Below are 12,112 nucleotides of genomic sequence, written 5' to 3'. Positions count from 1 at the left end.
ATTGAATTCTAATCAAATTCTAATATCATAAAAAAGAAAAAGCCCATCAATTGATGGGCTTTCCAATAAATTCTATTTGAATATTATTTCGCATAAGAAACCGATCGGGTCTCTCTAATAACTGTCACTTTAATCTGACCTGGATAAGTCATTTCTGTCTGTATACGGTTTGAAATATCTGCCGCCAAGATTTCAGCTTGTGCATCAGATACTTTTTCACTCTCTACCACAACACGTAATTCACGTCCTGCTTGGATAGCGAATGTTTTCTCCACACCTGGATAAGACAATGCTAAATCTTCCAATTCTTTCAAACGTTTGATGTAACTTTCCACAACCTCACGTCTAGCTCCTGGACGAGCACCTGAAATAGCATCACAGGCTTGGACGATAGGAGAAATCATAGAGGTCATCTCGATCTCATCGTGGTGCGCACCGATGGCATTGCAAACATCAGGATGTTCCTTATATTTCTCTGCCAATTGCATTCCCAAGATCGCGTGAGGCAATTCCGGATTATCATCGGGCACCTTCCCAATATCGTGCAGCAATCCTGCTCGCTTCGCATGTTTCACATTAAGCCCCAATTCCGCAGCCATAGTCGCCGCAAAATTAGCTACCTCACGAGAGTGCTGTAATAGGTTCTGCCCATAAGAAGAACGATATCTCATTCTACCCACCATCCTGATCAATTCTGGGTGTAGACCATGAATCCCTAAATCGATAACCGTACGTTCACCGATTTCAACGATTTCATCCTCGATCTGCGTACGTGTTTTAGCCACGACCTCTTCGATACGAGCCGGGTGGATACGACCATCCGTAACCAATCTATGTAAAGATAAACGCGCAATCTCACGGCGAACTGGATCAAAGCCAGAAAGGATAATCGCTTCAGGCGTATCATCAACGATAATCTCAACCCCTGTAGCTGCCTCTAAAGCTCTAATGTTACGACCTTCACGTCCAATAATACGACCCTTGATCTCATCATTTTCAATGTTAAAGATAGATACCGTGTTTTCAATTGCCGATTCTGTTGCAGTACGTTGGATAGTTTGGATAACTACCTTTTTAGCCTCTTTCGATGCTGTCAATTTAGCCTCATCAACAATATCCTTGATCTGCATGATCGCTTGAGAACGAGCCTCTTCACGCAATGAATTCACTAATTGTTCCTTAGCTTCCTCTGCTGAAAGACCGGCCATGCTCTCCAATTGCTTGATATGTTGGCCTTTTAACTGTTCTACCTCTTCCTTCTTCTTGTCATTGAACTCAATCATCTGATCCAGTTTCTTGGTCTTGTTATCCAAATCCTGTTTTTCACGATTTAGATTCTCCAATTTCTGGTTCAATGATTGTTCTTTTTGACGAATGGTATTCTCTTTTTGGGAGATGGTATTATTTTTTTGATTTACTTCTTTTTCATGTTCAGCCTTCAATTGCAAAAACTTCTCTTTTGCTTCTAACTGACGCTGCTTTTTTATATGGTCTGCTTGCTGCTCTGCATCCTTTACGATTTGGGCAGCCTTTTCATTCGCCGATTGCTCCTGTTTCTTGAACAACATCTGTAATAGATATCGTCCAATAAAAACACCGACAACCAGTGAAATTATTATTGATATAGTAGTGAAAAACTCCATTTGTTATTATTTATAATTTAATATGTTAATGTAATAGCATTTATTTTCCAAAAAAAAACCGCAATTAAATAAATCAGGTACCATGTATTATTAAACTTCGATTACACATGATTTGAGCGTATGATTATGACCTAGATGGCTTTCGCAAAATGGCCTATATCTTTAATTTGCTCGTGATATTGAAGCGTTAAGTTTAAAATAGTGACAACCCGAATTTAATTGCGGCAAATTCGTCGTTACAAGCTCTAAATTCTAAGAACGTAAACGTATTATTTTTTGAAGAAATCTGTCAGAATATTGTCCAGTTCATGAATGGAATTTTCTAAACCAGAATCCTGGTTTTGACTGTTCCGCTCGGCCTTGATCATACCCGTGGCATATTGCAATACACACATCGACAACAAGTCTTGCTTATCACGAACCGCATAGTTATCCTGCAGTTCCTTAATTTTCTCGTTTATTAGCTTCGCGGCATACCTAATCACCTCTTCCTCCGCCGTCTCTACACGTAAAGGATATACTCGATCTGCTATATTTATTTTTATGGAAATCTCTCCCATTTTCTTTGAGCTTAATAACGTAATAAGTCTATTCTCCTACTCCCTTTGCCTACTTCAATAGACTTATACATTTGTCTATTTCTCGCACAAAATCGTTAATTTTTCGTTTTGTGTCAAGTACTTTTTCATTTATAGCGTCTTTATCGATCTCCGAATTGTCTAAAGTTTTGGCAACTGCCAAGGCTTTCACCTTGTCTTCCAGCTGCTTAACCTTATCTGAACTCGTATCAAATGCAACTTGCAATGATTGAACTTCTAGCTTTAACAAGTCATTCTCCTCTTGCAAGGCTTCACACAATTGAATAAGATTTTTCGTTTTCTCAACGATAATATTCATTTGGGAAGATAATGACGCCATAGTATTTCGCAATTAATGTATAAATTTTTAGCGCACTGATGCGCCTACTTCTTTCTCAAAGTTAATAATTAATTTTTGAATAATTGCATCAATTTGTTTGTCTGTAAGTGTTTTTTCTTCGTCCTGAAGCGTAAAACTCAAAGCATAAGACTTCTTGCCCGCTGGCAATTTATCCCCCTTATAGACATCAAAAATCTGTACATCCTTCAACAACTTTCTCTCTGTCTTTGTGGCAATTAAACGCAATTGTTCAAAGGAAACCTGATCATCCAATAACAAGGCTAAATCACGTCTTACGGATGGGAATTTAGAAACTTCCTTGTAGGTGATTTTATTTTTCTTAATCACTTTAATCATCAGATCCCAGTCAAACTGCGCAAAGAATACCGGTCCATCAACATCTGTTTTCTTCAGGTTGGCTTTTGAAACCGCCCCAAAAGATACCAAGACCTTCTCTCCTTTTTTATAACTCAAGCCGTAATCAAAGTAAGTACCTGCATAATCCTCAATACGGATACCTTCTACTTTCAACCTCTTGATGATATCGTCCACTACCGCTTTGATATCATAGAAACTCACGCCTTTCGAATTATTGTTCCATTGCTCTGCTTCTTTCTTGCCTGAAAGTGCAATGGAGAACAATTGTTTTTCTACATAATTGTCATCAACGATGTTATACGACCTTCCGTATTCGAAAATCTTAAGGTCTGCATTCTTACGTTTTTGATTATATCCGATGGCAATCAAAGCAGAGAACAACAAGTTCTGACGCATCACATCCAAATCACTGCTCAATGGATTCAATAACTTCACTGCGGTCTCAGCATTTTCCAAGTAATCATCCTTGGTCAATGAATTCGCCAAGATCTCCCTATAGCCATTGGCAATCAATAGATCTGCAATCTGATTCAGCACAACTTCTTTATCTGGTTTCTCCGAAGTATTTAAAGAAGCTTTTATCTGTGTCTTCAACTCAATATTGTTGTATCCGTAAATACGCAATACCTCTTCTACCACATCAATCTCACGGATAACATCAACCTTGTAGGCCGGAACCTTAACATCAAATCCTTCTTCGGTCTCATTTTCGATCTCAATGCCTAAGCTTAAAATGATCTCTCTAATGGTTTCCGCTGGAATATCTTTACCGATGACACGTTGGATATTCTGATAGCTTACAGGAAACTCGAAAGGCTTAATCGGGTTTGGATATAGATCCACAACACTTGAAGCCACTTCTCCACCTGCTACCTCAGCAATCAGGATGGCTGCTTTTTTCAGAGCATCTACGGTAATATCTGGATTGGTACCACGCTCGAAACGGAAAGATGAATCCGTTTTTAAAGCATGTCTTTTCGAAGTTTTCCTTACAGTAACTGGGTTAAAGTATGCCGATTCCAAGAAAATCGAAGTTGTTCCTTCAGTTACTCCTGAGTACTCACCACCGAAAACCCCCGCGATACACATCGGTTTCTCGGCATCAGCAATCACTAGATCCTCAGAAGATAGCTTACGCTCAACACCATCCAATGTCTTGAACAATTCACCCTCTTTAGCCTTCCTAACAATCACTTGATTTCCGGAAATCTTATCCTGGTCAAATGCATGCAAAGGCTGACCTAAATCATGAAGGATATAATTGGTAACATCGACGATATTGTTGATCGAACGAACACCAATTGCACTCAATTTATTTCTTAGCCATTCTGGTGACTCACCAACTTTGATATTCTTGATATTGATACCTGAATATCTTGGCGCATCTGCTTCAGATTCTACTTTCACTGCGGTTCCATTAGTGGATACCGATTGAAAAGAACCTAAATCCAAGGCTTTTACGGTAGATCTAAAATAGGCTGCTAAATCCCTAGCCACACCTAAATGCGAAGCCGCATCGGCACGGTTTGGTGTCAAACCAATTTCATAGCAATAATCATCCTCCATCTTGAAGTATGATTTCACTAGACTGCCAATCTCCGCATCTGCAGATAGCTCAACGATACCAGCATGGGAAGTCCCTAAGCCAATCTCATCTTCTCCACATAGCATCCCTTCAGATGCTTCCCCACGAATTTTAGATTTGGTGATTTTAAATGGATCCCCTGCTGTAGGGTGACAGGTTGTACCAACCTGTGCAACGATCACTTTTAAACCTGTGCGCACATTGGGTGCACCACATACTATGTTCAATAATTCAGGCTTACCTACATTTACAGTAGTTACCTTTAGTTTATCAGCGTTTGGATGTTGCTCACAAGTAATCACTTCCCCAACAACCAATCCTTCCAAACCTCCCGGAATACTCTGCTCAACCTCCAAGGATTCTACTTCTAAACCAATATCTGTCAAGATTAAGGAAAGCTCCTCTGGGGTTTTATTTATATCAATAAAATTCTTTAACCAATTATAAGAAATTCTCATCGCTACAATTTTTCAAGACACAAAGATAGGACTTTGTGACCTAAATGCACAGGTTTTTTGGACTATTATCAGGATTTACCTAATTCCAAAAGAACAGCGTCTCCGCTGCTCCATTCCCGATAAACAAAAAGCCTGTTTATTATCTAAATAAATATATTAATTAAAACTAGGTAAAGCCTTATTTATCAAGACCACACAATCGCTCTAAGTGCTGGTAATTGATACCAAAATAAGCTTTCAAACTTTTAATCTTTTCTAAGATTTCCACTTGCTTCTTAGGATCAGTTTTCCTCTTAGAACCGACCAACATCACATTTTTAGGTGTGTGCTGATCCGAAATAAATTGCATGACCCGCATTTCATAACCATAATATTCCATGACCAAAGCACGGATACTATCGGTCAACATCTCAGCATGACGTTCCAAAAATATTCCATATTGGGTCATAAAATCCAAATCGTTTTTTGCTTTCACCGCTTCCAGTTCCCTTCGGACCTGCTTATGGCAACATGGAGCCACCACGATCAGCTCAGCATCGTTTTGGATCCCTTTGTAGATGGCATCATCCGTAGCCGTATCACAGGCATGCAAGGCGATCAACACATCAATAGCCTCCGAAGGATGATAGTCCTCAATACTGCCTTCCTCAAAGCTTAAGGAATCAAAACCCGACTCCTTGGCCACCTGATTACAAAAATCAACCAAATCCTGCCTGTATTCTATACCAACCACGTCAACATCTTTTTCCAGGCTGTTTTTTATATAATCATAGAGCGCAAAGGTTAGATATCCCTTCCCTGCCCCCATATCAACCACTTTGATCTTCTCCTTAGCAGGGAGTTCTTTTAATGAAGTACTCATCAATTCTATATAATGATTGATTTGCTTCCATTTATCCTGAGCATTCTTGAACACTTTGCCCTCAGCATCCGTTAGGTTCAACTTATGCAAATAGGCCTTACTGGAATCGCCTATTTTTCGTTCTTTCAACTTATCGTGAGATAGTGATTGCTCCTTTCTATTCGCGACAACTTCTTTTTGCAGGCGCCATTCACCTTTCTTGTTCATCTGGAAAACTAGATTCTCATTTAATTTCTGAACATTCAGCAACCTGAAACCTCTAAAATCAACTAGCTTTTCCAGTTCCAAGATGGCATCATGAATCGAATAATTTTTGGTGATATCTTTCGTTTGATAACGATATACGAATGAAAGCATTAGATCCTGCTTGATTAACACCGGCTTTATATAGATATTCTTTAAATTAACGTCTTCGCCACGGTAATTACCTAAAGAAATTTTCTGAATCTCTTTCTTTAGGACCATCCCTTCCATCTCCCCTAAAAAATCCTTGAGTATTGACATATTAATAATTTTTCCAAGGCAAAGATACTCATTGCTTAGAAACTAACCCCTTTTAGAATATGCAAAAACAAATATTATAGGTCATTTAAGCGTCTAAATCAAAGCTGATGTTTAGGCTAATTGCCCCAATTAACGTACCTTTGTGCATGCTAAATCCTAAAATTAAAGCCGTATTCTTCGATATTGATGGAACATTATTAAGTTTCAAAACCCATAAAGTTCCTGAGTCAACAGTGGAAGCTATTCGCCTCCTACAGACCCATGGCATAAAGACCATCCTTTCTACAGGCAGGTCCATCAACAGTATTGATCATATCAAATTTCTGGATTTTGATGGCTATATTACCTTCAACGGCGGATATTGCCTAACGCATGATTTTGAAGTACTTTTCAAGCAAGCCATAGCCAGTCAAGATATTCAATCGGTGATCGATTACGCAAAAGAGCAGCCCCTGAGTTTCTCCTTTATGTCCGAACAAGAAATCACCATCCACGATGTGACCCCAGAAATTGCAGGTATGTATGCCCACCTGAATTTACCGGTACCTAAATTGGTAGATATGGATAAGGTAGACGTCAATAGCATTTTGCAAACCAATATATTTCTTGGACCAGAAGAGGAAGAGCATTTCATGAACACGGTCATGCCAAACTCCCTGGCCTCCCGATGGACACCATTATTTGCCGATGTGAACCCAAAAGGCTTAAGCAAAAAGGTAGGGATTGATATATTTTGCAAACATTTTGGAATCCCTTTGGAAAATACCATGGCTTTTGGTGATGGCGGAAACGATATCAGCATGCTTAAACATGTACAGTTAGGAGTTGCAATGGGCAATGCTAATCCAGAGGTTAAAGAAATTGCCAATTATGTCACGGATGATGTTGATAATGATGGAATCTGGAATGCGCTAAAATATTTTTCGGTTTTATAAAATACCATATTCTAGGTATTGTTGGTTTCATATCAGTTAAATATATTTGGACAATCAAAACCAAAAGTTAACTCAAAATGAAAACAAAAAATTTTCTAGGACTTACTTTCCTGTCCTTAACGATCATCCTGTGCCTGATGCCAAAGCTCTCTTCAGCACAACAAAACACAGTGAAATTCAACCTATTACCTTTAATTGGCAAAACCTTTTCTTTCGAGTATGAACGTATGGTTGCTCCAAAAATGAGTGTCAATGCTAGTGTAGGTTTTAGAGCTAAATCTTCCCTGCCCTTCAAAAAGTATTTTGATGATTTAATTGAAGATGAGAATTTCACTTCCGACGCTACATTAGATCACTTTACTTTTTCTCCTGAGTTCAGATTCTACACCAGTAAAAATGGAACAGGTGGCAGAGGTTTTTATGTGGGTCCCTTTTTCAAATATGGCAAGTACAACATAGCCACAAACTATCCTTATGAGACAGATGAAGGTAATACAGAAACTGTGCCTCTTAAAGGTGGTATTGGCACTTGGGGTTTTGGTTTTGTGATTGGATCTCAATTTAAACTCGCCAAATCCGTGTTTATGGATTTTCGTATCCTTGGACCGCATTACGGAGGTGCAAGTGGTACTATTTCAGGTAAAATGGACCTTTCCCCTCAAGAGCAGCAATACCTAAGAGAAGAGCTTGAAAATTTACAGAATGATATTGTAGATATTGAAACAACAGTAGACGCCCAAGGAGCATCCCTAAAAGCAAAAAGCCCATGGGGAGGTATCCGCGCTGGACTTTCTATCGGATATAGGTTTTAAGGGTAGACAATAGACATAAGAACTTTGCACCTCCCTATATAGATTGAAATATTTATAGAAAACAAGGCGCTGAGTAATTAAGATTATAATATAACAAAAGCGGAATTCTTGCAAATATCAAGAATTCCGCTTTTGTTTTTTTCCAATTCTGAACGGGTAGTGAAGAATCTGTACGCTTACCCTCCAACAGATCTTGTCATCGTGTACCGAAGGTACAGGAACTGTACGCCAGTGCAATCTTATTTGTAAAGTTCCCAGAACCTTCCTGCGTACCAATGACACGTTTGTTAAATCTGTGTTTCTAGATATTTAGACCTATATTTCCTCTCCAGAAGAATATTTTTTTCCGGCATACATCCCCAGCGGGGATAAATTATTTTAGCATGGATGGTAAACAATATAGGGGTAATGCAAAAACGATGTTCGATTAATCGAACATCGTTTTTGCGCGACTTCCAGGCTAACGTACCATGCCAGCTAAAATAATGGAACCCCAAAAGGGGTTCTATATTTAAAAAATAAAAGAGCTAATTTATTTTCATTGCCAACATGCTGTCATCACTTTCCAATAAATTTAGCTCAAATTTTTCCTTCTCAGGGTGACAGTTTGGGATTAACCGAAGGTGCAGGAACTGCACGCCAGTGCTAACCTATTATATGTTCAAAATAAGAAGCGGGCTTATGTAATACGCCTACCGTGGATGATGATCCTGTGCCGGATCTCGACGGATATCGAGCAAAGCCGAGATGCCGCTCACCATCGGTTTGATCTTGGTCTATCCTCCTATCCCATTAATCCTGGTTCAAATATCAAAAAGAGCCTATCTAAAAAATTAGAAAGGCTCTTCATTATAAAATATTTCAAAACACCAATTCATAAAATCTAATAGATTTCCTTTTCAATCGGCGAAACAAATGATCTTATGTCTATTGTCTACCTTAAGAAAGAACCACGTCTTCCTTCGCCATTAGATAGCGTTCCGCTTCTAATGCAGACATACAACCTGTTCCTGCAGCTGTAATAGCTTGGCGGAAAACATGGTCTTGAACATCTCCACAAGCAAAAACACCAGGGATATTAGTTGCTGTACTATCGGCTTTGGTTATCAAATAGCCAGTTTCATCCATATCCAAGATACCTTGGAACAATTCGGTATTCGGTTTATGGCCAATCGCCACAAAGAACCCTGTAACATCTAGGTCTTGAAGGTTTTTAGTCTGATTATTGATCACGCGTACTCCGGTCACCACTTGGCCATCTCCTAAGATCTCTACTGCTTCGGTATTATACAGAACTTCAATGTTCGCGGTATTGTTCACGCGGTGAACCATTGCCTTAGAAGCACGGAATTCATCACGGCGAACCAACATATAAACCTTTCTACATAATTTAGCTAAGTAGGTCGCTTCTTCTGCAGCTGTATCCCCTGCTCCTACAATGGCAACATCTTGACCTTTGTAGAAAAATCCATCACATACTGCACAAGCAGATACACCAAATCCATTATATTTTTCTTCAGAATCCAATCCTAACCATTTTGCTGTTGCACCCGTAGCGATAATAACGGTTTCAGCCTCAACGGTCTTCACCCCATCAATCTCTACCTTATGGATTCCACCATCAGTTGAAAAATCAACTTTGGTCGCATATCCAAAACGTACATCTGTACCAAAACGCTCCGCCTGAGCACGCAAATCTTCCATCATTACCGGACCAGTGATTCCTTTTGGATAACCAGGGAAATTATCAACTTCTGTAGTTTGGGTCAATTGTCCTCCCGGAACCATACCCGTATAAACAACAGGTTTTAAATCAGCACGTGCAGCGTAAATGGCAGCAGTGTATCCAGCAGGTCCTGATCCTATAATTAAACAGGAAATACGTTCAATCTCTTGTTCTTTATTCATCATAATATTGAATGGTTCTTTATTTTTTAAATTTATCTTGCAAACCCTTTAACATATCATTGGTAATGGGTTTACCGGGCTCAGGTTTCCTTTCCGGCTTCTTGTATTCCTTGTTAGGCTGAGTTGCCTGAACAGGATTGTTTACCCTCGCCTCTTTTTTCTTGTTTTTATGCTCGTTCCAAATCCCTTCCAATACCTTCTTGGTATACAATGGAAAATCGCCGTTTTGCATCCAAGCATAATAGCTCGGCTCTACATCAAAGACATCAACAACTTTTTTCCCTTTGTGTTTCCCAAAGTTAATCGTTGCATCACCATCTTCATCATAGACCAAACGTCCTGCAAAATCAACCGGTTTACTCAAGTTGGTAAAAGAATGCAAGGCTTCAACGTCATTTACTACAGGAGTAGAAACTACGCCATGCTTATCTTCATATTCTGCATTTTCATATTTAGATAACTGCGCTTTCAAGACTTCATAGGTTGCTCGCACATCGGCTTCAGCAGTATGGGCATTGTCAAGACTCTCATTGCAATAAAACTTATAGGCTGCCTTTAACGTCCTTTGTTCCATCTGGTGAAAAATGTTCTGTACATCCACAAAAGATCTTCCGTCCAAGGAGAAATCAACGCCAGCACGTAAAAACTCTTCCATCAACATCGGAACATCAAACTTATTTGAATTATATCCTGCTAAATCTGCATCAGCAATAAAATCAGCAACTTCTTTCGCTCTCGCTTGGAAATTCGGCAGGTCCTTCACATCTTCATCATAAATCCCATGAAACATAGAAGACTCCGCTGGAATAGGAATCCCAGGATTCACTTTCATCGTCAATGTCTCTTCTTTTCCTCCTGGACTTACCTTCAATATAGAAAGCTCTACAATTCTATCTGTTGATACTTGGACACCCGTAGTTTCCAAATCAAAAAAGGCCAACGGGCGCTTTAAGTTTAACTCCATTATCTATTTAATATTATGCTCTTGCAAATATGACAAAAATACAAAATCTATTGTTCACAATAGACCAATTAAACCAACAATAAGTGTTTTGAATGTAAAATCAATTATTTTTGAGCAACAAAGGAATGATCGCTCAATGTTTTCAGGAAAGCGATGATGTCTGCTTTCTCTTCTTCATTCATAGGTAACCTATTTCCATTCGCTTTAAAAATAGGATCTAAATTCTCTGCGTACAAAACTCCTTGGTCCATATAATCTAATACGTCTTTTAAAGTCTTAAATTGCCCAAAGCTTCCATAAGGCGCAGTAAATTCAATATTTCTTAACGAAGGAACCCGGTAGCTCATCCAATCTTTTTGATCACCAGTCACCCTTGCTCTTCCCGCCTCTTCGGTATCAGGGTTTACCGGAAACCCAATATTGCGAAAGGTCTGGTCGGTAAACAGCCCTGTGCTATGGCAACTTTTACATTTCGCTTCAAACAATCGGAAACCTCTTTCCTCTGAATCTGTAAAACGCTCCTTGGCAGCGTGCATTACCCTATCGTATTTGCTATTTGCACTGATCAATGTATATTCAAATTGAACGATGCTTTTATAGATTCGGTCAGCCGTGATTTGCTCATCTCCAAAAGCCTTCCTGAACATTTCTTTATAGGTTGGATCATCCCGTAGTTTGCCAATGACCTCCATGATCGATGAATTCATCTCCTCATGCGTAATGATTGGTACCAAGGGTTGTTTCTCCAGTTGCAGGATATTACCATCCCAGTTATAATGCCTCATAAAGGCCATGTTTTGGACAGGAGGTGTATTTCTAAGCCCAACTCGATTGTATACCCCAATGGATTTTGGATTCTCATCCGCAAATGCCTTTTCAGGCCGGTGGCAAGAAGCGCAGGAAATGGTGTTGTTTCCGCTGAACCTTTTTTCATTAAAAAGCATCTTCCCAAGTTCTACACCATACTTGGTGGGCTTATTCCCCTGAACTGAGGAATTCATCGCAGGAAAATCCATAGGAATTTCCAAGGGTAATTCAGGATTGTCAAATGGAATTTCTTCAATTTCTTCCCTGTCTTGACAGGAACTCAAAAATCCAAGCACAAAGAATAGAACGACTAACCACTTTATCTTTCTCATATTGAA

Annotated in this window: 10 protein-coding genes; 2 read left to right on the top strand and 8 right to left on the bottom strand. The window is 39.3% G+C overall.

Annotation, left to right across the window (positions count from 1 at the left end):
- Positions 1-83 precede the first annotated feature (83 nt).
- The 5 genes from rny to CKW03_RS08865 form a co-directional block, all read right to left on the bottom strand.
- Positions 84-1,643: a ribonuclease Y gene (gene rny, locus CKW03_RS08885; RefSeq protein WP_093095924.1), complete on the bottom strand. Its 1,560-nt coding sequence runs from the start codon at positions 1,641-1,643 to the stop codon at positions 84-86.
- 269 nt (positions 1,644-1,912) lie between these two features.
- Positions 1,913-2,203 (bottom strand): cell division protein ZapA, encoded by a 291-nt coding sequence (locus CKW03_RS08880; RefSeq protein WP_093095922.1) that lies wholly within the window; start codon positions 2,201-2,203, stop codon positions 1,913-1,915.
- Between the two features lie 49 nt (positions 2,204-2,252).
- Positions 2,253-2,561 (bottom strand): coiled-coil domain-containing protein, encoded by a 309-nt coding sequence (locus CKW03_RS08875; protein WP_093095920.1) that lies wholly within the window; start codon positions 2,559-2,561, stop codon positions 2,253-2,255.
- Between the two features lie 27 nt (positions 2,562-2,588).
- Entirely contained in the window at positions 2,589-4,982 is a 2,394-nt protein-coding gene (gene pheT, locus CKW03_RS08870) for a phenylalanine--tRNA ligase subunit beta (RefSeq protein ID WP_093095918.1), read from the bottom strand.
- Between the two features lie 178 nt (positions 4,983-5,160).
- On the bottom strand, positions 5,161-6,348 hold the full coding sequence (locus CKW03_RS08865) for a class I SAM-dependent methyltransferase (protein ID WP_093095915.1): 1,188 nt from the start codon (positions 6,346-6,348) through the stop codon (positions 5,161-5,163).
- Between the two features lie 146 nt (positions 6,349-6,494).
- Here CKW03_RS08865 and CKW03_RS08860 point away from each other — a divergent pair, with 146 nt between their 5' ends.
- Entirely contained in the window at positions 6,495-7,283 is a 789-nt protein-coding gene (locus CKW03_RS08860) for a Cof-type HAD-IIB family hydrolase (RefSeq protein WP_093095911.1), read from the top strand.
- A 77-nt stretch (positions 7,284-7,360) separates the two neighbouring features.
- The gene (locus CKW03_RS08855; RefSeq protein ID WP_093095909.1) at positions 7,361-8,095 is read left to right on the top strand and encodes a DUF3575 domain-containing protein; all 735 of its coding nucleotides are present in this window, start codon (positions 7,361-7,363) and stop codon (positions 8,093-8,095) included.
- A 939-nt stretch (positions 8,096-9,034) separates the two neighbouring features.
- Here the strand turns inward: CKW03_RS08855 and trxB are convergent.
- The 3 genes from trxB to CKW03_RS08840 form a co-directional block, all read right to left on the bottom strand.
- Positions 9,035-10,003 carry a thioredoxin-disulfide reductase gene (gene trxB / locus CKW03_RS08850; RefSeq protein ID WP_093097732.1) on the bottom strand — a complete coding sequence of 323 codons (969 nt, stop codon included), beginning with the start codon at positions 10,001-10,003 and terminating at the stop codon, positions 9,035-9,037.
- Between the two features lie 19 nt (positions 10,004-10,022).
- Positions 10,023-10,967: a 3'-5' exonuclease gene (locus CKW03_RS08845; protein WP_093095906.1), complete on the bottom strand. Its 945-nt coding sequence runs from the start codon at positions 10,965-10,967 to the stop codon at positions 10,023-10,025.
- 104 nt (positions 10,968-11,071) lie between these two features.
- Entirely contained in the window at positions 11,072-12,106 is a 1,035-nt protein-coding gene (locus CKW03_RS08840; protein ID WP_093095904.1) for a cytochrome-c peroxidase, read from the bottom strand.
- Positions 12,107-12,112 lie beyond the last annotated feature (6 nt).

It is taken from the genome of Sphingobacterium mizutaii (assembly GCF_900187125.1).
Taxonomy (GTDB): domain Bacteria; phylum Bacteroidota; class Bacteroidia; order Sphingobacteriales; family Sphingobacteriaceae; genus Sphingobacterium; species Sphingobacterium mizutaii.
Note: the sequence above shows the minus strand (reverse complement) of the source record. Positions and strands in the feature narration are given on the sequence as shown.

Bases quoted from the DNA above. Each gene is read 5' to 3' on its own strand.
- rny (WP_093095924.1), bottom strand. From the start codon at position 1,643: ATGGAGTTTTTCACTACTATATCAATAATAATTTCACTGGTTGTCGGT.
- CKW03_RS08880 (WP_093095922.1), bottom strand. From the start codon at position 2,203: ATGGGAGAGATTTCCATAAAAATAAATATAGCAGATCGAGTATATCCT.
- CKW03_RS08875 (WP_093095920.1), bottom strand. From the start codon at position 2,561: ATGGCGTCATTATCTTCCCAAATGAATATTATCGTTGAGAAAACGAAA.
- pheT (WP_093095918.1), bottom strand. From the start codon at position 4,982: ATGAGAATTTCTTATAATTGGTTAAAGAATTTTATTGATATAAATAAA.
- CKW03_RS08865 (WP_093095915.1), bottom strand. From the start codon at position 6,348: ATGTCAATACTCAAGGATTTTTTAGGGGAGATGGAAGGGATGGTCCTA.
- CKW03_RS08860 (WP_093095911.1), top strand. From the start codon at position 6,495: ATGCTAAATCCTAAAATTAAAGCCGTATTCTTCGATATTGATGGAACA.
- CKW03_RS08855 (WP_093095909.1), top strand. From the start codon at position 7,361: ATGAAAACAAAAAATTTTCTAGGACTTACTTTCCTGTCCTTAACGATC.
- trxB (WP_093097732.1), bottom strand. From the start codon at position 10,003: ATGAATAAAGAACAAGAGATTGAACGTATTTCCTGTTTAATTATAGGA.
- CKW03_RS08845 (WP_093095906.1), bottom strand. From the start codon at position 10,967: ATGGAGTTAAACTTAAAGCGCCCGTTGGCCTTTTTTGATTTGGAAACT.
- CKW03_RS08840 (WP_093095904.1), bottom strand. From the start codon at position 12,106: ATGAGAAAGATAAAGTGGTTAGTCGTTCTATTCTTTGTGCTTGGATTT.